28 protein-coding genes and 1 tRNA gene are annotated in these 23134 nt (G+C 55.2%); 20 read left to right on the top strand and 9 right to left on the bottom strand.

Going from position 1 to position 23134, the window contains the following annotated elements; all coding sequences use genetic code 11:
• Positions 1-28: 28 nt before the first annotated feature.
• A tRNA-Lys gene (locus tag BM022_RS07540) sits at positions 29-104 on the bottom strand.
• A 147-nt stretch (positions 105-251) separates the two neighbouring features.
• On the opposite strand from BM022_RS07540, the gene thiO reads away from it, so the two are divergent.
• The 16 genes from thiO to BM022_RS07460 all read left to right on the top strand — a co-directional run bounded on the left by thiO (position 252) and on the right by BM022_RS07460 (position 13030).
• Positions 252-1364, top strand: a complete 1113-nt coding sequence (thiO, locus tag BM022_RS07535) for a glycine oxidase ThiO (protein WP_091138172.1) — start codon at positions 252-254, stop codon at positions 1362-1364.
• Positions 1365-1638: 274 nt separating this feature from the next.
• Positions 1639-2364 carry a YebC/PmpR family DNA-binding transcriptional regulator gene (locus tag BM022_RS07530; protein WP_091138170.1) on the top strand — a complete coding sequence of 242 codons (726 nt, stop codon included), beginning with the start codon at positions 1639-1641 and terminating at the stop codon, positions 2362-2364.
• Positions 2365-2463: 99 nt separating this feature from the next.
• On the top strand, positions 2464-2982 hold the full coding sequence (ruvC, locus tag BM022_RS07525; protein ID WP_091138169.1) for a crossover junction endodeoxyribonuclease RuvC: 519 nt from the start codon (positions 2464-2466) through the stop codon (positions 2980-2982).
• Entirely contained in the window at positions 2979-3572 is a 594-nt protein-coding gene (ruvA, locus tag BM022_RS07520; protein WP_091138167.1) for a Holliday junction branch migration protein RuvA, read from the top strand. The genes ruvC and ruvA overlap by 4 nt, the downstream gene beginning before the upstream one ends.
• Before the next feature lie 106 nt (positions 3573-3678).
• The gene (gene ruvB / locus BM022_RS07515) at positions 3679-4722 is read left to right on the top strand and encodes a Holliday junction branch migration DNA helicase RuvB (protein WP_091138165.1); all 1044 of its coding nucleotides are present in this window, start codon (positions 3679-3681) and stop codon (positions 4720-4722) included.
• Positions 4723-4783: 61 nt separating this feature from the next.
• Positions 4784-5206 (top strand): tol-pal system-associated acyl-CoA thioesterase, encoded by a 423-nt coding sequence (gene ybgC / locus BM022_RS07510; protein WP_091138163.1) that lies wholly within the window; start codon positions 4784-4786, stop codon positions 5204-5206.
• Positions 5203-5889 carry a protein TolQ gene (gene tolQ / locus BM022_RS07505; protein WP_091138162.1) on the top strand — a complete coding sequence of 229 codons (687 nt, stop codon included), beginning with the start codon at positions 5203-5205 and terminating at the stop codon, positions 5887-5889. Before ybgC ends, tolQ begins: the two co-directional genes overlap by 4 nt.
• A 31-nt stretch (positions 5890-5920) precedes the next feature.
• Complete coding sequence (gene tolR, locus BM022_RS07500) at positions 5921-6337, top strand: protein TolR (RefSeq protein WP_256209042.1); 417 nt, start codon at positions 5921-5923, stop codon at positions 6335-6337.
• 10 nt (positions 6338-6347) lie between these two features.
• Complete coding sequence (tolA, locus tag BM022_RS07495) at positions 6348-7223, top strand: cell envelope integrity protein TolA (RefSeq protein WP_256209041.1); 876 nt, start codon at positions 6348-6350, stop codon at positions 7221-7223.
• Between the two features lie 47 nt (positions 7224-7270).
• Positions 7271-8572, top strand: coding sequence for a Tol-Pal system beta propeller repeat protein TolB (tolB, locus tag BM022_RS07490; protein ID WP_091138287.1), 1302 nt, complete (start codon positions 7271-7273; stop codon positions 8570-8572).
• Between the two features lie 35 nt (positions 8573-8607).
• Positions 8608-9123, top strand: coding sequence for a peptidoglycan-associated lipoprotein Pal (gene pal / locus BM022_RS07485; protein ID WP_091138285.1), 516 nt, complete (start codon positions 8608-8610; stop codon positions 9121-9123).
• 2 nt (positions 9124-9125) lie between these two features.
• Positions 9126-10034 carry a tol-pal system protein YbgF gene (ybgF, locus tag BM022_RS07480; RefSeq protein ID WP_091138160.1) on the top strand — a complete coding sequence of 303 codons (909 nt, stop codon included), beginning with the start codon at positions 9126-9128 and terminating at the stop codon, positions 10032-10034.
• 102 nt (positions 10035-10136) lie between these two features.
• Positions 10137-10829 (top strand): 7-carboxy-7-deazaguanine synthase QueE, encoded by a 693-nt coding sequence (queE, locus tag BM022_RS07475; protein WP_091138283.1) that lies wholly within the window; start codon positions 10137-10139, stop codon positions 10827-10829.
• A 30-nt stretch (positions 10830-10859) separates the two neighbouring features.
• The gene (gene queC, locus BM022_RS07470; RefSeq protein WP_091138159.1) at positions 10860-11543 is read left to right on the top strand and encodes a 7-cyano-7-deazaguanine synthase QueC; all 684 of its coding nucleotides are present in this window, start codon (positions 10860-10862) and stop codon (positions 11541-11543) included.
• Between the two features lie 58 nt (positions 11544-11601).
• Positions 11602-12300, top strand: coding sequence for a leucyl/phenylalanyl-tRNA--protein transferase (gene aat / locus BM022_RS07465; protein WP_091138157.1), 699 nt, complete (start codon positions 11602-11604; stop codon positions 12298-12300).
• Entirely contained in the window at positions 12284-13030 is a 747-nt protein-coding gene (locus BM022_RS07460; protein WP_091138155.1) for an arginyltransferase, read from the top strand. The genes aat and BM022_RS07460 overlap by 17 nt, the downstream gene beginning before the upstream one ends.
• A 62-nt stretch (positions 13031-13092) precedes the next feature.
• Here BM022_RS07460 and BM022_RS07455 read toward each other — a convergent pair whose 3' ends face one another.
• The gene (locus tag BM022_RS07455) at positions 13093-14028 is read right to left on the bottom strand and encodes a tetratricopeptide repeat protein (protein ID WP_091138153.1); all 936 of its coding nucleotides are present in this window, start codon (positions 14026-14028) and stop codon (positions 13093-13095) included.
• Between the two features lie 139 nt (positions 14029-14167).
• Between BM022_RS07455 and BM022_RS07450 the strand changes: the two genes are divergently transcribed.
• From BM022_RS07450 to BM022_RS07435, 4 genes are all read left to right on the top strand, one after another.
• Positions 14168-15193 (top strand): quinone-dependent dihydroorotate dehydrogenase, encoded by a 1026-nt coding sequence (locus tag BM022_RS07450; RefSeq protein WP_091138282.1) that lies wholly within the window; start codon positions 14168-14170, stop codon positions 15191-15193.
• Between the two features lie 10 nt (positions 15194-15203).
• Positions 15204-15896, top strand: coding sequence for an RnfABCDGE type electron transport complex subunit B (locus BM022_RS07445; protein ID WP_091138152.1), 693 nt, complete (start codon positions 15204-15206; stop codon positions 15894-15896).
• 46 nt (positions 15897-15942) lie between these two features.
• Positions 15943-16674: an endonuclease III gene (gene nth, locus BM022_RS07440; RefSeq protein WP_091138150.1), complete on the top strand. Its 732-nt coding sequence runs from the start codon at positions 15943-15945 to the stop codon at positions 16672-16674.
• A 67-nt stretch (positions 16675-16741) separates the two neighbouring features.
• Positions 16742-17179 (top strand): DUF1841 family protein, encoded by a 438-nt coding sequence (locus tag BM022_RS07435; protein ID WP_091138149.1) that lies wholly within the window; start codon positions 16742-16744, stop codon positions 17177-17179.
• Between the two features lie 64 nt (positions 17180-17243).
• Here BM022_RS07435 and BM022_RS07430 read toward each other — a convergent pair whose 3' ends face one another.
• The 7 genes from BM022_RS07430 to BM022_RS07405 form a co-directional block, all read right to left on the bottom strand.
• Complete coding sequence (locus tag BM022_RS07430; RefSeq protein WP_091138147.1) at positions 17244-17570, bottom strand: c-type cytochrome; 327 nt, start codon at positions 17568-17570, stop codon at positions 17244-17246.
• A 29-nt stretch (positions 17571-17599) separates the two neighbouring features.
• A complete protein-coding gene (locus BM022_RS07425; RefSeq protein ID WP_091138145.1) occupies positions 17600-17929 on the bottom strand; it encodes a c-type cytochrome in 330 nt (109 codons plus the stop codon).
• Positions 17930-18024: 95 nt separating this feature from the next.
• Positions 18025-19935 (bottom strand): ATP-binding cassette domain-containing protein, encoded by a 1911-nt coding sequence (locus tag BM022_RS07420; protein WP_091138144.1) that lies wholly within the window; start codon positions 19933-19935, stop codon positions 18025-18027.
• 149 nt (positions 19936-20084) lie between these two features.
• A complete protein-coding gene (locus BM022_RS07415; protein ID WP_091138280.1) occupies positions 20085-20663 on the bottom strand; it encodes an inorganic diphosphatase in 579 nt (192 codons plus the stop codon).
• A 59-nt stretch (positions 20664-20722) separates the two neighbouring features.
• Positions 20723-21565 (bottom strand): HlyC/CorC family transporter, encoded by an 843-nt coding sequence (locus BM022_RS07410; protein ID WP_091138142.1) that lies wholly within the window; start codon positions 21563-21565, stop codon positions 20723-20725.
• Between the two features lie 63 nt (positions 21566-21628).
• Positions 21629-22150 (bottom strand): rRNA maturation RNase YbeY, encoded by a 522-nt coding sequence (gene ybeY, locus BM022_RS15485; protein ID WP_256209040.1) that lies wholly within the window; start codon positions 22148-22150, stop codon positions 21629-21631.
• Complete coding sequence (locus tag BM022_RS07405) at positions 22119-23093, bottom strand: PhoH family protein (protein ID WP_177191651.1); 975 nt, start codon at positions 23091-23093, stop codon at positions 22119-22121. Before BM022_RS07405 ends, ybeY begins: the two co-directional genes overlap by 32 nt.
• Positions 23094-23134: the final 41 nt, after the last annotated feature.

The raw sequence follows: 23134 nt of genomic DNA, 5'->3' as shown, positions 1-23134 counted from the left end.
CACTATCAAGGTAAACTACTGATTGTATTGGTAGGCCGTGCCAGATTCGAACTGGCGACCAACGGATTAAAAGTCCGCTGCTCTACCGGCTGAGCTAACGACCCACTGATTCCCAAGGGACGTGCATTATACCGGCTCACCCTCCCGATATAAAGTTTTTTGGACCAGGCTCATCTTTATGACCAACGCCAGCTTGCGCTGCTTCGGTGGAAAAATTGCTTTAAACTGCCGGCGATGCGAAGGATTGATTTTTGAGCGACGTTCTTATCATCGGCGGCGGAATCGTCGGGTTGGCTACTGCTTACGAATTGTTGCGGCAGGGGGCGACGGTAACCCTACTGGAACGTAATCGCTGCGGGCAGGAGTCGTCATGGGCAGGCGCGGGTATCCTGTCTCCGTTATTGCCCTGGGATTACCCTGACGCTGTCACGCAGCTCACGCAGTTGAGCAACCAGCTATATCCGGAATTTATCGAAGCCGTACGAACTGAAACGGGGATTGATCCCGAGTATCAGGCGACCGGAATGCTGGTGCTTACGGAGCAATGCAGCGAGCCAGAAGCGAGACGGCTGGATGCCCGAATACGCGTAGCGCAAGCCTGGTGCGCACGATTTAATTTTCCCATGAGCAGGGTTCGTTCTCATGAAGTTGCACCAGCACTTTCACACGATGCAGCGGCGCTTTGGCTGTCCAGCGTATGCCAGGTGCGCAATCCTCGCCTGTTACAAGCGCTAATGAAGGCAGTGGAACTGCGTGGAGGCGTCATCGTTGAAGATACAGAGGCCACGCGCTGGAATATGGCGGGAGGCCGGGTTGAGTCAGTCAGCACCAGCCGGGGAGAGGACCACGCTGCGGCCAATTATGTCGTGACCGCTGGGGCATGGAGCGGCAGGCTTCTGCATCAACTCGCGCTAAAGCTCGACATTTGGCCGGTGCGCGGCCAAATCCTGCTTTTCAGGGCAGATCCCGGCCTCCTCGATGTCATCGTGTTGAAGGAACCGGAAAAATTCTATTTGATTCCCCGTCGGGATGGGCACATTCTGGCTGGTAGTACGCTGGAGGATGCCGGGTTCGACAAGGGCCCTACCGCCGAGGCCCGGGAGATGCTACTTGCAAAGGCGCGCGCGCTGGTGCCGGAATTAAACGAAGACGTCCTTTCCGCGCACTGGGCCGGTTTGCGTCCGGGATCGCCTGGTAATGTCCCGGTTATCGATCATCATCCGACAATCCCCAACCTCTATCTCAATAGCGGCCATTACCGATATGGCGTTACCATGGCGCCTGGTAGCGCCCGGCTTATATCGAACGTCATTTCGGGCGCACCCCAGCCAATCGACATTACCCCCTATCTCTGGCCCGTCTGAATATCGTTAAATCGACCTGCCGCCTTGGCGGAGCCGTATTGCCGTTTTCCTTAAGTGGACAAAAGTCGCTGTGGGTGGCAGAACGCGGATTTCGCGATCCCGATTCCCGAGATGCGCTAGGCGGAGGACCTATTCAGGGATTCCCTCGCCTCTCGGGTCTCCGCTGGGAGCAATATATACGCGCCGTAACACACTCTGCTCCGCGCTTTATGCTCGTGGCACGCGGTGATACCATTGCACTACTCAACAAGAGGACGAGGGTAAAGGGCATATCATGGCGGGTCACAGCAAGTGGGCTAATATCAAGCATAAGAAAGCCGCGCAGGACGCCAAGCGCGGCAAGATTTTCACCCGGCTCATCAAGGAGATCACTGTCGCCGCGAGGCTAGGTGGGGGCGATCCCAATAGTAATCCGCGGCTGCGCCTGGCTGTAGATAAGGCATACGAGCAAAACATGCCCAAGGACAACGTAGAACGCGCCATCAAGCGCGGCAGCGGCGGTCTGGAGGGCGTCAACTACGAAGAAATACGCTACGAAGGCTATGGCACCGCAGGCGCGGCCGTGCTGGTCGATTGCATGACGGACAACCGCGTCCGTACCGTTGCGGATGTGCGCCACGCTTTCACCAAGTATGGCGGCAATCTCGGCACGGATGGCTCGGTGGCGTTCCTGTTCAAGCACTGCGGACAACTTCTTTTTGCGCCCGGAACCGATGAAGATAAGCTGATGGAAGTTGCCCTCGAAGCCGGCGCCGAAGACATCGTCACGCATGAGGACGGCAGCATCGAAGTCGTCACCGCGCCTTACGAATTTGTCGCAATCAGGGAAGCGCTGGAGAAGTCGGGGTTCAAGGCGGAACTGGCTGAAGTGACGATGAAGCCGGTCAACGAGACCGCGTTGGCGGGCGATGATGCGACAAGAATGCAAAAACTGCTCGATGCGTTGGAAAACATTGACGATGTGCAAGAGGTTTACACGACCGCCGTAATGGATGAATAGTTTTCGTCACGCACGGTGCCCGACGAATCCACGCGCGAAGTCTAGTATATTGATTTCCCTGCCCGGAGCCTTGGGGCCCCATTACTTGAGGTAATCAAAATCCGTATCCTTGGGATTGACCCCGGCTTGCGAATTACAGGTTTTGGGGTCATCGACAAAACAGCCAGCAAGCTTGCCTACGTCAGCAGCGGATGTATCAAGACACAGGATGGCGAGCTGCCATTACGCCTGAAGTCGATTATGGATCATCTCAACGAGGTTATCGTTCAACACCGCCCCGATCAAGTCGCGGTGGAACAAGTATTCGTCAATGTCAATCCACGGTCCACGTTGATGCTGGGACAGGCGCGGGGGGCGGCAATCTGCACCGCAGTGCTGAATAATCTGGTGGTGGCTGAATATACCGCCTTGCAGATCAAGCAGGCGGTGGTCGGCAAGGGTCATGCGAAAAAAGAGCAGGTTCAGGAAATGGTCAAGCGCTTGCTGCAGCTTGGCGGCAACCCCAGCACAGACGCGGCCGATGCCCTTGCCTGCGCGATATGCCACGCTCATGGCGGGTTGGGACTGGGCGGCATGTCTACCGCGGGTTACCGCATGAAGCGAGGACGATTGGTATGATCGGCAGAATAACGGGTTTGCTATTGGAGAAAATTCCGCCATTGGTGCTCGTGGACGTGCGCGGAGTCGGCTATGAGATCGACGTGCCAATGAGTACATTCTATAACCTGCCCGCCATCGGGACCGAAATCGTGCTTCACACCCATCTTGTCGTGCGCGAAGATGTGCATCTGCTTTTCGGCTTCGCCACGGAAGCGGAGCGATCGGTATTTCGCCAGCTGGTGAAAATCTCGGGCGTTGGAGCCAGAACCGCCCTTGCACTGCTGTCCGGCTTGAGCGTGGCCGACCTGCATCAGGCAGTGGCGGCGCAGGATAGCGGGCGGTTGACCAAAATCCCGGGCGTCGGAAAAAAAACCGCGGAACGTCTATTGCTGGAGTTACGCGACAAGCTCGGCACCGGCGCGAACGGCGCATCAGAGGCGGCAGGAGGGGTGCGTGTGGCAAGCAGCGGCAGCGACGTGCTTAATGCCCTGTTGTCTCTGGGGTATAATGACCGCGAGGCCAGTTGGGCCATCAGGCAGTTACCCGTGGACCTTAATGTGGCCGACGGTATACGGCAGGCGTTGAAAATCCTATCTAAAGAAAAGTAGCACCCGAAGATGCGCAATAGTAGCCACGCCGGTATCGGCGGCTCGCTCGACTTAACATTTCCGTTATCAGGAATATCCGGCGGCGTGCGCATCGGGTATGCACTGAATGATTGAAACAGATCGGCTCATCGCCTCCGCGCCCGTTTCCCAGAGGGAAGAGGAACTCGAGCGGGCGCTGCGTCCCAAGCATTTGGCCGAATACATCGGTCAGGAAAAAATCCGCGGACAGTTGCAGATTTTCATCGAGGCGGCGCGGCGCCGTCAGGAAGCGCTTGACCACGTGTTGCTGTTTGGTCCGCCCGGGTTAGGCAAGACTACCCTTGCCCACATCATTGCGCGGGAAATGGGCGTAAGCCTGCGCCATACTTCTGGTCCAGTGCTGGAGCGCCCGGGAGATCTGGCGGCATTGCTGACTAATCTCGAACCTAATGACGTGCTGTTCATAGACGAAATTCACCGTCTCTCTCCGGTGGTGGAGGAAATTCTTTATCCAGCGCTGGAGGATTACCAGCTCGATATCATGATTGGTGAAGGGCCGGCCGCGCGTTCGGTCAAGCTCGATCTGCCGCCGTTCACCCTGGTCGGGGCCACTACCCGCGCGGGCATGCTTACCAATCCCTTGCGCGACCGTTTTGGCATCATCTCACGCCTTGAATTTTATACGGCTGAAGAGCTGACCAAGATCGTAGTGCGATCGGCCGCGTTGTTAAGTGCGGAAATCTCAATCGATGGGGCCGTGGAAATCGCCCGCCGTTCGCGCGGCACGCCGCGCATTGTTAATCGACTGCTGCGGCGCGTGCGCGATTTCGCCCAGGTCAGGGCTGACGGCGGCATTACCCGGCAGGTGGCGGACGCGGCATTACTCATGCTGGATGTGGATTCCATTGGCCTGGACGTGATGGATAGAAAGCTGCTCCTGGCGGTGATGGAAAAATTCGGGGGAGGTCCGGTTGGGGTGGACAACCTTGCCGCCGCGATTAGCGAAGAGCGGGGCACCATCGAGGACGTGCTGGAACCCTACCTGATCCAGCAGGGCTACATGAAACGTACGCCGCGCGGCCGCATGGCGACCATGATCGCTTATCAGCACTTTGGTATCGCGCTGCCGAAAAACGGGTTGAGTGGAGAGTTGTGGGATGATAGTCAGTAGCCCGAAAAATTGTGCGTGGTTTTCGCGGGCAAGTGCGCGAGAAGTTCAATACCTGAGATAGATGGATAATTCCCCGACTTATCCGATTTTTACTCTGCCGTTGCGCGTTTATTATCAGGATACCGATGCTGGCGGAGTGGTTTATCATTCCACTTATCTCAATTTCATGGAGCGTGCCCGTTACGAATGGCTGCGGGAGCTAGGCTTCGATATTCATTCATTGGTTCAGGTTCACAAGGTGGTTTTCATGGTTCGCTCCCTCAGTATCGAATATTTCAAACCGGCGTTGCTGGACGATTTGCTGCACATCACTGCACAGGCGGCGGAGTTGGGCAGAAGCCGCATTACTATCTCGCAGCATGTGCTGCGCGGGACAACTCTGCTGGCCAACGCGACGGTGCAAGCGGTTTGCGTGGGAGCCGAGAGCCTCCGGCCGGTGAGCGTGCCGGCGCCGTTGCGCCAAAAACTGGGAGCTCGGTCATGAGCCCAGCGGTTACGCAGGACATGTCCATGTTTCATCTCATCGGCAGCGCCAGTCTGCCGGTCCAACTGGTCATGGCGTTGCTGCTGCTGACTTCCTTTCTGTCGTGGTGGTACATCTTTCGCAAGCTGTTTGCGATCCGTCAGGCGATGCAGCAGAGCGACGAATTCGAGAATGTCTTTTGGAAAGGCCCGGACCTCAACACGCTTTTTCAAAGCGCCGCGGCGTCGCGTCATACTGCGGGGAGTATGGAGCGGATTTTCGAGGCAGGCTTCCGCGAATTCATCAAGCACAAGCGGCAACCTGGCATGGATATCAGCGTAGTCATGGACGGCACGCGCCGGGCAATGCGGGCGACTTACCAGCGCGAAATGGACAACCTGGAGTCCCATCTCTCCTTTCTGGCAACAGTTGGTTCGGTGAGTCCCTACGTGGGACTGTTTGGCACGGTCTGGGGCATCATGAACTCTTTCCGCGGATTGTCCAACGTTTCCCAGGCTACCATCGCTCATGTCGCACCGGGCATCGCCGAGGCGCTGATCGCGACCGCCATGGGACTATTTGCCGCCATCCCCGCGGTGATCGCCTATAACCGTTACGCAAGCCACATCGATCGTCTCGCAACCCGCTTTGAGAGTTTCATGGAAGAATTGTCCAACGTATTGCAGCGGCAGGCTTCCGGATGAGGGATGAGTATTACTTCGTAGGGCGGTTATCGTGACTGAGCGCCGCAGCCGACGCCGCCTGATGAATGAGATAAACGTCGTTCCATACATTGACGTAATGCTCGTGCTGCTGGTGATTTTCATGATTACCGCCCCTCTGATCACGCCCGGCCAGATCGAGTTGCCCGAGATCGGCAAATCTCTGGCGCCGCCCGTAGCGCCGCTCGAGGTGATCGTCAAGGCGGATGGCAGCCTCAGGCTGCACGACCGTTCCGTGGCCGGCGGCGAACGGAAAATCAGCCGGGACGAACTTGTCGAAGCAATCAAACGGAAGCAGGCCGTAAACACCGAACAACCGGTGGTAATTGCGGGCGATAAGAGCGTCCGCTACGAAGAAGTGATAAATGTAATGGATATTCTGCAACAGCAGCAGGTGAAGAAGGTGGGGCTGCTGGCCAGACCCAAATGAACGGTGCGACGTGACAGGCGGCATAGCATTGCGCAATTCGGTGCAACTTGAACCGGGACGGTTGCGAGCGGGCGTGCTGGCGGTGGTGGTACATATCGTTTTCTTTGCGTTTATGATTTTCGGCCTCAACTGGAAAACATCTCCTCCCGAAAGCATGACCGTGGACTTGTGGAGCAGCTTGCCGCCCCCCCCGCCGCCGGTTCAGCCCGCGGCTAAAGCAGCGCCCCCGGCACCCGCACCGCCTCCGCCTCCTCCACCTCCACCTCCTGAGGCAAAGCCGTTGCCACCCGAGCCGGAGGTTCCGCCCCCGGCGAAGCCCGATATTGTTCTCAAGGAAAAAATCGAAAAACCCAAGCCGGAAAAGAAGCCGGTGGAGCAGAAGCAGCCGCCGAAGAAAGAAAAGGAACTAAAGGAGCAGGCGGAGAGGGAATCGAAGGCGAAAGAGCAGAAGGAAAAGGAGCGGAAAGAGAAAGAGCTGAAGGACAAAGAGCAGAAGGAGAAAGAGCAGAAAGCGAGAATCGCCGCCGAGGTGGAGCAGCTTCAACGGGAGCAGGAAGCAAATGACAAGCGGCAGCAACTGGCGGCGGCACAATCCCGTTTGGCGGATGAGATGGCCGAGTACAAGGCGAAGATCATGGCCAAGATCAGAAGGAACATTGTCATGCCGCCCGATCTCCCAGGAAATCCAGCTGTGGAATTCGACGTTACGCTGCTTCCCGGAGGGGATATCCTTGAGGTGAAGATGCGCAGGACGAGTGGATACCCCGCTTTCGATAGCGCCGTGGAGCGCGGCATCTTTATGTCCAAGCCGCTTCCGCTGCCTTCCGATCCCGCGCTGTTCTTGAAATTCCGCAATTTGAACGTCAAGGTGCATTACCAAGAATGACTGGTATAATTTACGTCTTCCCGCGAATTCCCCTGAAGGCCATACCCATGCAAGTTCGCCTGTGCAGATTTTACAGCTATGCTGTTGTCCTTTTTCTGTGGTTGGCGGGCGCGAATGCGTACGCCACACTCAATATTGAAATTTTCGGTGGTGGCGCAACCCAGATTCCGATCGCCATTGTTCCCTTCGCCGCCGAAGAAAAACTCAGCCAGAGTATTACACCCGTGGTGGCAGCGGATTTGCAGCGCAGCGGGTTGTTCAGGCTGGTAGATCCGGCGGGTCTCAGGCCGCATGAACCGGTCGAGGTGAGTTATCCCGATTGGGTAAACCGTGGCGCGGGCGCTCTGGTGATTGGAAGCACCACAACCCTGGCAGGCGGCCAGGTCGCAATCCGGTTCCAGTTGCTGGACGTTGCAAAACAGGAGCAACTGGCGAGCTATGCGGAAACCGTGCCCGCGGAACAATTGCGCGCCGCCGCGCATCGCATTGCCGATATGATCTACGAAAAACTGACGGGCGATGTGGGCGTATTCAGCACGCGCATTGCCTATGTCGTGAAGCAAGGCAAGAAATATTCGTTGCAGGTGGCGGACGCCGATGGCTATAACTCCCAGCCGGTGATCGAATACACTGAGCCGATCATCTCCCCCTCCTGGTCTCCAGACGGTACCAAGCTGGCCTATGTGTCGTTCGAAAACAAGAAACCGGTGGTTTATGTGCAGACCCTGGCGACACGGGCGCGCAAAGCGGTGGCCAATTTCCGGGGCAGTAACAGCGCACCCGCCTGGTCGCCGGATGGCAGCAAGCTTGCGGTGGTGTTATCACTGATGGGGGGGTCGCAGATCTTCCTTATAAATGCCGATGGCGGGGGATTGCAGCGGCTTAGTCAGAGTTCCGGTATCGATACCGAGCCAAGTTTTTCCCCGGATGGCCGTTATATCATTTTTACCTCTGACCGCGGAGGCAGTCCTCAGATTTATCGCATGCCGGTAGCCGAGAGTGCGTCCAGGTCGGCTGAACGCCTTACGTTCGAGGGCAGCTATAACGTCAGCCCGCGTTACAGCCCTGACGGAAAAAGCTTTACGTTTATCCACCGTGGCGGAGGAGGATTCAATGTTGCGATACAGGATTTGGCGACACGCCAGGTACATTTGCTTACTGATTCGCGATTTGACGAGTCTCCCAGCTTCGCGCCCAATGGCAGGATCATACTCTATGCAACTGAAATAAAAGGCCGTGGTATATTATCCGCTGTATCCAGCGATGGCAGAACAAGACAACAGCTTTCAACGCAAGCTGGAGATATGAGAGAGCCGGCATGGGGACCCATGCGAAGGCCGCAAAACTAGCATCCGCATTTTTAGTCAACCTCAAAGGAAATGAAATGAAAAAAGTTGTAGCTGTATTATTGATCAGTCTTTTAACGGCATGCGCGAGCCAGACCAAGAAATCGGACGCCGAGGTCGAAGACAAGTCAGTGGGAACGAAACCCGCGACGGAAGCGCCTCGAGCGACCACGGAAGCTGCGCCGACTCTCAATCCACTCACGGATCCGAATAATATTCTTTCCCGGCGCAGCGTATATTTCGAATTCGACAGCTTCGTGGTAAAGGATGAATATAAATCCCTCGTCGGCGCCCATGCTGGGTACCTCCGCAGCAATCCAAACGCCAGGGTTCTTTTGCAAGGTAATACTGACGAGCGTGGTAGCCGTGAATACAACCTGGCACTGGGACAAAAACGGGCCGATGCGGTGCGCTATGCGATGACGCTGTCGGGTGCCAAGGAATCCCAGATCGAGTCTGTCAGTCTTGGCGAGGAAAAGCCGCGAGCCAGTGGTCACGATGAGGCTTCCTGGGCAGAAAACCGCCGCGTCGATATCCGCTATCAGGGCGAGTAACGATGCGGTTGCGCGCTTTTTTATTGTTGCTTCTGATCGGCGGTAACCCAGCTTACGCGGGCCTGTTCAACGACGAAGAGGCGCGCAAGCAGATCGCGGCGCAGCAGGCCCTGATAACGGAACTGCGCAGCCAGGTTCAGGCGCTGGAGGCGCGCATTATCAAACTCGATGAAGCGCTGAGCAACCAACCGCTGTTGGACCTGCATAATCAGATCGAGCACCTGAGAGTGGATCTGAATAAATTACAGGGCCAGATCGAGGTGTTGGGCAATGAGAGTGAGCTGACGCAGAAGCGTCAGAAGGATTTTTACATTGACCTGGATGATCGGGTAAGGCGCATCGAGCAGCACGGCGAAACCATGGGTTCGCACTCCTCTGCACTCGCCCCCAAAGAGAAGGAGGCTGACATGCATTCATCCGTTGATGCCGGCAGCGCGCCGGACACGGATGCAGAGACTACTGCCATGGCTTCCGCAGCAGCTCCTGGGGTCTCTTCTTCCGCTCCGGTTTCGAATGGAAGCGCCGCGCCAGCTGACAGCAGCGAGGCGCAGGCGTATGAGACAGCCTACGCCCTGTTCAAGTCGGCCAAATACAAGGATGCTATTTCTCATTTCAACAAGTTCATCAAAAGTTACCCGGCCTCAAGTTATCTGCCGAGTGCCCAATACTGGATCGGTAACTCGTATTTCGCGCTGCGCGACTTTAAAAACGCAATTACCGCTCAGGAGAAATTGTTGAGTAGTTATCCGGACAGCGCCAAGGCCCCGGATGCGATGCTCAACATTGCCAGCAGTCAGCAGGAAATGGGTAAAAAAACCGCCGCAAAAAAAACTCTCGAAACCCTTATCGCGAGATATCCTGGAAGCGACGCCGCCGAGAAAGCAAAGCGTCGGCTTGCCAACTCGAAGTAGCGTGCTGGTGAATTCACCAGCCAGGCGCGGTCGTGCACGCGATGGGCTGATACCGACATGCCTCTACTTGACATTTCGTGCTGTGGACCCACATTGCCCGACATGATCCAAACTTCATTCGAGCTTGTAAACCCGGCCTATGCGTCGCCGGAGCACGGCCATTTGCGCATCAGCGAGATTTTCCTTTCCCTGCAGGGGGAAACCAGCCGCGTCGGCCTGCCAACGATATTTGTGCGGCTGACCGGCTGCCCGTTGCGCTGTCATTATTGCGATACCGAATACGCTTTTTATGGTGGCCAGCGCATCGCGATTTCCGCCATTCTTGATGAGATCGCGAGCTATGCCGTCCGTCACGTCACCGTGACCGGAGGCGAGCCCCTTGCGCAAAGAGAGTGCCCGACCTTGCTCAAATTATTGTGCGACGCCGGCTATTCGGTATCGCTCGAAACCAGCGGCGCTATGGATATATCCAAACTGGACCTGCGCGTATCCAGAATCGTGGATATCAAGACCCCCGGTTCGGGCGAGCTGGATAAGAACCGTTGGTCCAATCTCCACCATCTGACATCCCATGATGAAGTGAAGTTTGTGCTGTGCGATAAAAGCGACTATGAATGGTCCGTCGCAGTGATGCGCGAGCACGAGCTCGATCGGATTTGCCCGATTTTATTTTCACCGGTATATGGCAGCCTTGACCCGGCTTCGCTGGCTGAATGGGTGCTGCGCGACCGCCTGCCGGTACGGGTGCAGGTCCAGTTGCACAAGTTGCTCTGGGGTGAGGGCCCCGGGCGATGATGATGGGAAGAATCCATTACCCCGGAGTTGATGACTAAGGCCGTCGTGCTGTTGTCCGGGGGTCTGGACTCGGGTACTACGCTCGCCATTGCCCGTAGTAGCGGCTATGAATGTTTCGCGTTAAGTATTGATTACGGCCAGCGCCATGTGTCAGAACTTGCCGCCGCTGCAAAGCTTGTGGAGTCGGTCAGGGCACGCGATCATAAGGTAATTGCAGTCGACCTCTCCGCCTTCGGCGGTTCGGCTCTGACCGATCCATCACGCGTTGTTCCCGCCGAGGGAATCAAACCGGGAATACCGGTCACCTATGTGCCTGCCCGAAATACCATTATGCTGTCTCTTGCGCTCGCCTGGGCAGAAGTACTCGAGAGTCGTCATATTTTTATCGGGGTCAACGCGGTGGATTATTCCGGCTATCCCGATTGCCGTCCCGAATACATAACGGCATTCGAAAACATGGCGAACCTCGCCACCAAAGCCGGAATCGAAGGCGCTAAAATACATATCCATGCCCCCCTCATGCATCTGTCCAAGGCCCAGATAATTAAACAAGGTGCTTCGCTAGGCCTCGATTACAGCCTGACCGTGTCCTGCTATCAGGCTGACGAAGCTGGACGGGCGTGCGGCGTGTGCGATTCATGCCGGATACGGCAAACAGGATTTCAATCGGCCCAGGTGCCTGATCCCACGCATTATCAGACACCGTTCCCATAGTTCCGCCGCTAGGCGAGCCGTTTTAAAATAAAACGTTTATCAATTTCACGGTGTATTGATGATTCCCTGGCTGGATCCTGAATCGCCTTTTCCTCCATTGGAGACCGCGCTCGCGCGGCCGAATGGGTTGCTCGCGGTCGGCGGAGACCTTTCGCCTTCGCGGTTAATAGACGCGTACCGCCGCGGAATTTTCCCGTGGTTTAATGAAGGCGAGCCCATCTTATGGTGGAGCCCCGATCCGCGCATGGTGTTGTTCCCGCAAGAACTAAAGATTTCGCGCTCCCTGCGCAAAGCCCTCAAGAGGGGAAACTACGAGATACGCGCTGACAGCGCTTTCAAACAGGTGATGGAAGCCTGCGCCGCTCCGCGCGGGGATCAGGCGGGCACCTGGATTCACGCGGAGATGATCGCGGCCTACGAAAAGCTCCACGAGATGGGCATGGCCCACTCAATGGAAACGTGGATAGAGGGAGAACTGGTTGGCGGTTTGTATGGCATCGGGCAGGGTAAGATGTTTTTCGGCGAATCAATGTTTTTCCGTGTTTCCGACGCCTCCAAAATTGCGTTTGTACACCTGGTAACACAACTGCAGCGCTGGGGATTTGAAATGATCGACTGCCAGATGAAAACAGAACATCTCGCCTCGCTGGGTGCGCGCGAAATTTCCCGGAAGGAATTTAGGCAGAAATTAAAAGAATTGGTACACTATCCTGAACGAGGCAAAAAATGGTGTCTTGATCATGAGCAAGTTAAATGATCTTCCTTCTTCAGCGCTGCAGTTTTACACGACAGCGTCTTATCCATGCAGTTACCTGCCGGAGCAATTGGCGCGTTCTCAGGTAGCTACACCCAGCCACCTTATCGACACCGGCGTTTATGGCGAACTGGTGCAAGCCGGTTTCCGGCGCAGCGGCGCTTTCACTTATCGTCCACACTGCGACAACTGCTGCGCCTGCATGCCGGTGCGGGTAGTGGCTGACCAGTTGACGCTCAGTCGCACGCAGCGGCGTTCGTGGAAACGCCATCAGAAGTTGGTGGCTATACAACACGACTTGTATTATCACCCGGATCACTACGCGCTCTATCTGCGCTACCAGGCGAGGCGCCATGCCGGTGGAGGAATGGACCGTGACAGCCGCGAGCAATACCGGCATTTCCTGCTTCCTAGCAACGTGAACTCACGCCTGGTCGAGTTTCGTGAAAATGGTGAGCTGCGCATGATCAGCATCATTGATGAGCTGCCCGACGGAATATCGTCGGTGTATACCTTTTTCGACCCGGATGTGCCGGGAGCAAGCTATGGCACCTACAACATCATTTGGCAGGCACAACTTTGCCTGACACTGGAGCTGCCTTATCTTTATCTGGGATATTGGATCAAGGATAGCCGGAAGATGGCGTACAAAGCGGCTTTCCGGCCATTGCAGCGCTTGATTAATGGCCAGTGGGAGCCCCTCAGCAGTTTGGAAGCTTCCGATCACGCCTAGATCTGTGCCTGTACAGCGCAGGCAACTGCCATGACGTGTTCAAGGCGCTGCGAGAAATCAGCCTAGTTCTGCGCAGACCTTATTGCCGCGGCGCGTTTATCCAGGGGCTCCGCTTTATCTGCGTGCCCGACTTCCCGATAAAGCTGCGCCAGATTTTCGAGGCTGGTTGCGACATCCGGGTGATCCCGGCCCAATGTTTTTTCCGAGATAGCCAGAGCTCGCCTGAAAAGTGGCTCCGCGTGCGGGTACTTGCCTTGATCTTTATATAACCCGGCGAGGTTGTTCAAGCTTAAGGCCACATTCGGGTGATCCGGACCTAGCGTCTTTCTGGAGATGGCGAGCACCCGCTTGTAGAGCGGCTCGGCTTGCGAATACTGCTTTTGAGCGTTGTAGAGCAGCGCAAGGTTGTTGAGGCTCATGGCGACATTCGGGTGATTCGGCCCAAGCGTCTTTTCCAGAATCGCCAGTGCGCGTTTGAGTAGCGGTTCTGCCCGGTCGTATTGCTCCTGCGCCTGATAGAGCTGAGCAAGATTGTTAAGACTGATGGCGACATTTGGGTGATCCGGCCCATGCGCCTTCTCATCAATTGCCAGAGCGCGCTTATATAAGGGCTCTGCCTGGGCAAACTGCCCCTGCTTCCTGTGAACCATCGCCAAGTTGTTCAAGGTGGCCGCCACCTCCGGACTTTCCTCCCCAACCGCTGTCTCGAAAATTATCTGTGCACGCTTGAGTAGCGGTTCGGCCTGTGCGTATTGCGCTTGGTCACTGTACAGCAGCGCCAGGCTATTCAAACTGGTGGCGATGTCGGGGTGACTAGCGTCCAATGTTTGTTCAGCTGTCTGAAAGGCTTTTTTCGCTACCGCCGTGGCACGCGCATAATTCCCCTGCTGGTAGAGTGCCTCCAACTCCTGGTTAAGTGTCTCCCAGTCCGTCGTCGCAAAGGTGCTTGAGGACATCGTCATCAGAATCCAGACCAGGTATAGCCCAAATTTTTTCATGGAATTCCTGCAATGATGGTGGTAACTGAGGGAGATGGATAAACAACAACTTTAGAACCGCCGCACCGGACACGCGGCGCCGCCGTATGAGTTTTTTGAGCTGTGAGGTTAACAGTCCCTGGATGTTAAAATGACGCCCATGCATTATTCCTTGATCCGTCCGTTGTTATTTAGTCTCGATCCCGAGACAGCTCATCGTGTTACCTTTAAGGCCCTGGAGGCAGCTCGAAGGCTGGGCCTTCCACTTGCAGAGCCGGTGCCATGCCCGCCGCGAACTATCATGGGCTTGGATTTCCCCAATCCCGTTGGCATGGCCGCCGGACTGGACAAGGATGGCGAGCACATCGACGCGCTCGCCGCCCTCGGCTTCGGCTTTATCGAAATCGGCACGGTGACGCCGCGTCCCCAGGCGGGAAATCCGAAACCGCGATTGTTCCGACTACCGCAGGCCGAGGCCATTATCAACCGGATGGGGTTTAATAATCAAGGCATAGACAGGCTGTTGGCGAACGTCAGGCAAGCTGATTATCGAGGCATACTTGGTATCAATATCGGAAAAAATTTTTATACCCCAGTGGAAAATGCAGCCGAGGATTATTTGGTTTGCCTGCGGAAGGCGTATCGTTATGCCGGATATATCGCCGTCAACATCTCGTCACCCAACACGCCGCATCTTCGCCAGCTGCAGAACGCCGAGGAGTTAAGTGAATTATTATACTTGTTGAAGCTGAATCAGCAAAAGCTGGCTGATGAACACGGGAAATATACACCGATAGCGGTAAAAATTGCGCCCGATCTTGAGCCAGCACAGATCGATGCAATCGCAGCGTTGTTAATGAAGCATCAGGTCGACGGGGTTATCGCTACCAATACCACGCTTTCCAGATCTGGCGTCGAAACACTGCGCCATCGGGACGAGGTTGGAGGCATGAGCGGAGCGCCTCTGAGACAGCGTGCCACCGCGGTGATACGCCGCCTGCACGCGGCCCTGCAAGGGGCGCTACCGATCATTGGGGTAGGTGGTATTATGAGCGCGGCAGATGCAAAGGAAAAAATGGAAGCCGGGGCGAGTCTGATACAAATCTACAGCGGGCTGATCTATCGAGGTCCCGTGCTGGTAGGCGAGATCGCACAAGCCTTATGCAGGACGGAAGCTTCTTCGTAGCCGAGCTTCGATGAAAGAGAACGCACTGGTTGAAGAAATCGACTCGATATTGCCGCAAACCCAATGCCGGCGATGCGGGTATTCAGGCTGTCTGCCTTATGCGGAGGCCATCGCCGAAGGGCGCGCGGACATCAACCAATGTCCTCCAGGTGGCGATGATGGTATCCGCAGGTTGGCCGTTTTGCTGGACAAGCGTCCCATACCCCTCAATCCTGTTCATGGTTCTTATCAACCCTGCACCGTTGCGATGATCGATGAGGAGGCGTGCATAGGCTGCACACTCTGTATTCAAGCCTGCCCGGTAGACGCGATCGTGGGTGCCGCCAAGCAGGCGCATACTGTAATCGCGGACGAGTGCACCGGCTGTGAGTTATGCCTTGCTCCTTGTCCAGTTGACTGTATCAGGATGATGCCTGGGAAAATTGCAGATGCCGGCGCGCCGGATGGGGACGCTGGCACAAATGACGGTTCCAGGCATCGTGGCGATGCCTCGGCAGATCATGCTCGTGCGCGTTACCGGTACCGGCTGCAGCGGCTTGAGCGGGAAAAATGCGAAAACGATGTGAGATTGGCGCAGGCTGAAGCGGTGACGGTCGCCGATGTTTCCGCGCGGAATGATCCTAAAAAAGCAGCTATTCAAGCGGCGCTGGCGCGTGCCAGGGCCACGCGAACTCAAGGGCCAACGGAAACTAGGGAAACATAGGGAAACATAGGGAAACATGCCGTTCACTGGCATTTAATCAACTTCCATGAATTCAAGCAAACGAAAGGAAATTTTCACCCGCTTTAAGTCGGCCAATCCCCACCCCACCACCGAGCTGGAGTACGCCTCGCCGTTTGAATTACTGATTGCGGTGATTCTGTCTGCGCAAGCGACTGACAAGAGCGTAAACGTGGCAACGCGCAAACTTTTTCCCCAAGCCAATACACCTGAAAAAATGCTAGCGCTGGGAGAAACGGGCTTGCGCGAGATCATCAAGAGCATTGGTCTATACAAGACCAAGGCAAAAAATATACTCGCCACGTGCAAGCTGCTGATTCAGCATCATGGCGGGAAAGTTCCTCAGACACGGGATCAGTTGGAGCAACTGCCCGGCGTGGGACGGAAAACCGCTAACGTGATTTTAAACACAGCCTTTGGTGAACCGACGATCGCCGTGGATACGCACATTTTTCGTGTTGCAAATCGTACCGGAATCGCCCCTGGAAAAACCGTGCTGGAAGTAGAGCTGAAGCTTTTGAAGAACGTACCGCCGAGTTTTCGCCATGATGCTCATCATTGGCTTATCCTGCACGGGCGTTATATCTGCGTCGCCAGGAAACCCAAATGCGCCATTTGCATCATCAACGATCTATGCGAATACAAGGAAAAAAATTTCGGCAAAACCGACAGCAGCTATCCAGGTGCGTTGGTATTGGCGCACGAAGCCGCGTACGAGCCCTCCGGGCCGTCCGCTACGCCGGCCTCATCGAGCAAATGAGTTTGCGCAATGACGTGCTGTGGTAACAGAGATGTCCCATTCCGTTGATTTATCAAGGGATTCCTAGATGTTCAGCCCTTCCCGAGATCAGGCGCGTCAGCTCTTTTTCGATGCATGGCGAAAATACCAGCGACGAGAAATGCTTTCCGCCATGGAAGACATGGCGCTGGAGGTCATTCTATTGCATCCCGAATACCAGCGAGTGCTTGAAATGCCGGAACGATTTCAGCATAAGGACTATTTGCCCGAAATGGGCGATATCAACCCTTTCCTCCATATGAGCATGCACGTTGCCGTCAAGGAGCAGCTTTCGATCGATCAGCCGTCCGGAATCCGCCAGCGTTTTCAGCGACTGCTACTAAAAACCGGTGACGAACACGTCGCCGTACATCAACTCATGGAGTGTCTTGCGGAAATGATCTGGCAGGCGCAACGCGATCAGAAAGCGCTGGATGCGACGGTGTACTTCGAATGCCTGGACCGGCAGGAGAATATATCAGGTTAAAGCAGAATCACCGATTTAGATGGGTAAAGCAGACAGGACGCGTATTTCCTGCCTGCTTTCCTGCTTAATATTTGGTCTTGAGACCGGACTGGCTAGCGTAATATGCAGCTACGTTTTCAATGTCTTCCTTGCTCAGGGCGGCAGCCATGCCAGCCATGATTGGGTCCTTTCTCGCGCCTGACTTATACTCATTCAGGCTTTTTGCTAGATAACTCGCATGCTGCCCAGCCAGCTTGGGAAAGGCAGGAGCGGGACTATTACCATCCGGACCGTGGCATGCGGCACAAACCTCAGCCGCTTTTTTCTTGCCAGCTTCAAGGTCAGCTGCTATTCCCTGTCCGGAAATCAGCAGCAGCGCGCCGCTTGCCGCGGCGATAATATGATTTTTCATGAGGCTTCTTTCCTTGCGTAATGAATTGATTATTTTCCGCCGGCGGCGTAATAGGCAGCCAGATCTTCCATATCCTGCTGGGATAGCGTAGCGGCAATACCTTTCATGCTGGGATGGTTCCGGGCATCGGTTTTATAAGCCTGTAGCGCCTTGACCAGATACTCGGCGTGCTGACCGCCCAATCTTGGGACTTGGTACACGGTAGGATAAGATGTCCGATACCCTTCGATTCCATGACAACCAATGCACATAGCATTCTTCTGCTTCCCTGCGGCCGGGTCACCGGCTGCCTGAGCGGTACCGCCTACTGCCAGAAGCAGACCCCACGCAAATAAGCCTATTATTGCTGGTCGTTTCATTATCAGTGCCCTCTTTTTAAAAAGAGCGACTCTAAACGATGTGCCATTTCTGGTCAATGAATAAAATAAAATTCATGACATCCGGGAACTTATTCTCAATTGTTGTGTCCGGCTGAAAGTTTACCTTCCAGCTCCTCCCATCGGGCAAGCTGGCTCATGAGTTCCTCGTCGAGGGCCGTGAGGCGTTGTTGCAAGGCCTTGGCTTTTTCCGGGCAATCCCGGTAAATATCTGGCGAACATAACTGGTCTCTGATACCCGCCTGTTCCCGTTCAAGCGCCTCGATCTTTCCGGGCAGTTGATCGAGTTCCCGCGTGTCCCGGTATGCCAGCTTAACCCGGGGAAGAGAAGCGGACACCTTCGGGGCCGCGGGTTGCGGCTCCTTTTGCCTTGGCGTTGTTCTTTCAAAGTTTTTCGCCCGCATCCAGTCGTCGTAGCCGCCCACGTATTCCCGCAGATTGCCGTCACCTTCGAATGCAATAACCTGGGTAACGACGTTGTCGAGAAACTCCCGGTCATGACTCACGAGGAAAAGTGTGCCGGAATAGCTTTGCAGCAATGCCTCAAGCAATTCCAGCGTCTCTATATCAAGGTCGTTGGTTGGCTCATCCAGAACCAGCACATTAGCCGGGCGCGTGAATAACCTTGCCAGCAACAGCCGGTTGCGCTCGCCACCCGAGAGCGACTTTACCGGAGAGCGAGCGCGTTGCGGCGAGAACAAGAAGTCTTCAAGATAGCTTATAACGTGCTTTCTGGTCCCACCGATGTCGATGAAATCAGAGCCTTGACTAATCGTGTCGATCAGAGTTTCGTTGTCATTTAATTGCTCGCGCATCTGGTCGAAATACGCTACGGAAAGTTTCGTGCCCAGTCTGATATTGCCGGTGTCGGGTGGCATGGACCCCAATATCAGCTTTAACAGGGTCGATTTCCCCGCGCCATTCGGCCCCAGCAGTCCCACACGATCGCCGCGCATGATTCTGCAAGAGAAATTCTTGATGATTTCCTTGTCACCATAGCTTTTACTGACATGCTCCAACTCAGCCACTATGCGGCCTGACTTTGCGCCATCGTCTACATTTAGATTGACATTCCCCGAGCGTTCACGGCGCGCGCCACGCTCTAGTCTTAATGCTTCCAGCCGGCGTACCCGTCCTTCGTTTCGGGTACAGCGCGCCTGAATTCCTTTGCGTATCCAGATCTCCTCTTGTGCCAAGACCTTGTCAAACTTCTGATTTTGCACCGCTTCAATTTCGAGCATTTCCAATTTCTTTCGCTGATAGTCCGCAAAATCTCCTTGGAAGCTTGTCAGTTTGCCTCGATCAAGCTCGATTATCCGCGTCGCCACATTGCTCAGAAAGCGGCGGTCATGCGTCACGAATACCACGCTCCCTGAAAAATCCTTAAGAAGTTCTTCCAGCCATTCGATAGAGAGAAAGTCCAGATGATTGGTCGGTTCATCCAATAGCAGCACATCGGGCGATAGTACCAGCGCGCGTGCAAGCGCGACGCGTTTTTTTTGCCCTCCGGAAAGCTGCCCCACCAATGCATCGGTAGGAAGGCTAAGCTTGTCGATTGCTGTTTCCACCTTGGCTTGAATGCTCCAGCCGTCGTGTGCTTCAAGCTCGGCCTGCAAATCCTGCAGGCGGGAAAGAAGCGCTTCGGTGTCCCCCGCGCCGTCGCTCAAGAGATGAGACGTCTCGTGATAACGAATCAGCACCTGGCTGACTGCGCCGATTCCTTTCGAAACTTCTTCAAAGACGGTAAGCTCTGGGTCGAGCGCCGGTTCCTGAGATACATAGGCCAGCTTCAGCCCGGGCGCGCGCCAAATTTTCCCATCGTCGGGCTTGGCTTCTCCTGCCACGATGCGCAGCAGGCTGGATTTGCCGCCGCCATTTCTACCGATCAGGCCGATACGTTCGCCCGCATCGAGCTGCAAGTCGACATGATCGAGCAGTGCATGATGCCCAAAAGCAAGACAAATTTTTTCAAGGGTAAGCAGAGGCATAAGACGGTGGCGGGCTTCAGCGTATTCGGAAAGGAACCTTTAAACAAGCCGAACACTCCTCGGCGGACGACTTGTTCAAAGATTCTTGAGTAGGGGCGCAATTTTGCCATGGCGCGCCGGCATTGGCAAAAATTGAATATCCGCGCCGATCAGAACTCAAGGGGTGGGGCCTGCCAGGAATCGTGTCGTGGCTGTGCGCGAGCTAGCGCATCATCCGCTTTGCACCAGCCTTCGCATGCGTTGCGCCCCGGTCGGCCCCTCCACATATTCAGCCAACCCTTGCACTTCGCGTAGAATCGAAAAAAACGCAATACCTTTTCGCGTTGCGCCGCATCTGGAGAATGTTCGGCACAGATAAGTTTATCGTCCATCAGGCCGCGATCGGTCATCATAACCGCGCCCCAAGGCTTGACGCGGAGCTTCGTGCCCAACGGAAGGCGCGGTCCAAGCACCACCGCATCCAGAAGATCGCCGTCAAGACCGATGTAATTTGGTACTGAGCCGTAATTGAATGGACAAGGCAGGGGTGAAATAAAGTCGACTTTACCGGTGGATCCGCGTTTGAGAAAGCTACCCTGCGGAATTTCAATAACCACCTCTACCGAAGACGGCTCGGATATTTCACGAAAGTGCGATTGTTGCTCATTGTTCGCAGCGGTCGAAATACTGCGGGTTAACGCTACCTGAGCCCCCACATAGCCGCCCGACGCCGCACAGCTTCTACTCATCCCGTTGTAAAGAGCGACGACAAGAGGAGAGTTTAAAGCGGCACCCCGCTCCCGAAGCATCAATATTCCTGCTCAATCTCGGCGATACTCCTTTCGACCATCAGTGTGTACAGCCGGCGGCTGTCTGCGCGCAACACAGTAAACTTGAAATCGCCAACTGATACCGCTTCGCCCCGTTTCGGGAGGCGCCCGAAGGTATGCAGTACGAGACCCCCGATTGTGTCGTAATCTTCATCGCTTAGTTCCGCACCGAGCTTTTCGTTAAAATCTGCAATTTCGGTACTTGCCTTGACCCGGTAATGGCCGTCCGGGTCCTGCACAATATTGTCTTCAGCTTCATCAAAGTCGTGTTCATCCTCGATCTCGCCAACGATTTGCTCCAGCACATCCTCGATAGTGACCAAGCCGGCTACGCCGCCGTACTCATCCACAACAATGGCAATGTGATTGCGATTTGTCCGGAAATCCTTGAGCAGCACGTTAAGGCGCTTTGATTCGGGAATAAAGACCACTGGTCGCAGCATTTCGCGTACGTCAAACTCCTCTTCCCCCGCGTAGTAGCGCAACAAATCCTTCGCCAGCAGAATGCCGATGACGTTGTTTTTATCGTTCTCGGTTACCGGGAAGCGCGAATGCGCGGTCTCAATGACAAAGGGAATAAACTTGTCCGGCGTTTCGCTAATATCGATTACCTCCATTTGAGAACGGGGAATCATGATGTCCCGCGCCTGAATTTCCGATACCTGTATTACGCCTTCAATCATGCTCAACGCATCGGAGTCGAACAGATTGCGTTGAAAAGCGGCACGCAACAGCTCCACCAGTTGTTCCCGGTCCCCCGGTTGGCGGAGAATCAACGCAGTGATACGGTCTAGCCAGCCAAGTTTCGGAAGCTCATCCATGCGACGCCGCCAACGCGCATGTAAATTCGCCTGCAACTAAATTGTCGGATTTCATACACATGCTTATTCGACCGTTCCACTGTAAGGGTCTTTATATCCCAAGTTTTCGACGATATGCGTCTCCAGCCGCTCCATTTCAGCCGCGTCACCGTCAGTCTGGTGATCGTAGCCCTGAAGGTGCAGTACGCCGTGTACGGTGAGGTGCGCGTAATGTGCGATCGGCATTTTGTGTTGTTGGCTCGCCTCGCTTTCTATCACCGGTGCGCACAGCACGATATCTCCAGCCAGAGTTTGGGCGTCGCGCTCAGCATCGTCATACACGAAGGTCAGCACATTGGTCGCATAGTCCCTCCCGCGGAAATTGCGGTTGAGATCGCGACCCTCAGTTGCACCAACAAGACGCAACACTATCTCCGCATCCTGCTTCAGCGCGGATCTGATCCATTTGCGGAACTCTGTGCGGGAAGGTGCCTGCGGGTCTTTTGTCGCATACTGGACCTCCAGTTTCAGCTTGGGCGTCTTGCCGGCAACCGCAGCCGCGGACTCGGCTACATTACTGCTGCTTCTCATACTCTTGGTAGGCATTGACAATTCGCTGCACGAGGGGATGCCGCACTACATCCTCTGCGTCGAAATGCGTAAAGGCAATGCCGCGCACTTTTTCCAATACCTGTTTGGCTTCGATGAGCCCGCTTTTCTGATGTTTTGCGAGATCAATCTGGGTAATATCGCCGGTTACCACAGCCTTCGACCCGAAGCCGATACGGGTCAGAAACATTTTCATCTGTTCGGGTGTAGTGTTCTGCGCTTCATCGAGGATGATAAAGGACTGGTTCAGTGTGCGTCCGCGCATAAAGGCGAGGGGCGCCACCTCGATCGCGCTGCGCTCGAACTGCTTGCTGGTTTTGTCAAAACCCATCAAATCATACAGCGCGTCATACAACGGACGGAGATAAGGATCTACTTTCTGCACCATGTCGCCAGGCAGAAAGCCCAGCCGTTCGCCAGCTTCGACTGCTGGTCGCACGAGCACGATTCGCGCGACGACATCGCGTTCGAGGGCGTCGACTGCGCTCGCTACCGCGAGATACGTTTTACCCGTCCCCGCCGGTCCAATGGAAAACGTAATATCGTGGGTCTGAATTTGTTGCAGATATTCAACTTGGCGGGGTGTGCGGCCGCGCAAGTCCTTGCGACGTGTCAGCAGCGCCGGTTCCGTTATCACTGTTGTATCATCGGCAGGCGGATGTAGCGCATGACGAGGATTCATCGCTTCGATCAAGCCCAACTGAACTTGCTCGATGCTCAGATGATGCTGTGCGTGGCTGTAGAAATTTTGCAGTACCGCTGCCGCAAGCGCGGTTTGACTTGCCTTCCCACGTAAAGTGAAATGTTCTCCGCGCCGGGCGATAGTGACATCAAGCACGGTTTCAATTTGCCTGAGGTTTTCATCCAACGCCCCGCAGAGATTCGCGAGGCGCTGGTTTTCGACAGGAGAAAAGGAAATTTCGACAGGCTTTGGTTTCAAAGGCGCAGTGAAGCGTCCATTAAATCGGTTTGAGGTGCTTA

This window comes from Nitrosospira sp. Nsp14, from assembly GCF_900113575.1.
Taxonomy (GTDB): domain Bacteria; phylum Pseudomonadota; class Gammaproteobacteria; order Burkholderiales; family Nitrosomonadaceae; genus Nitrosospira.
This window is presented reverse-complemented; position numbering and strand designations above follow the sequence as displayed.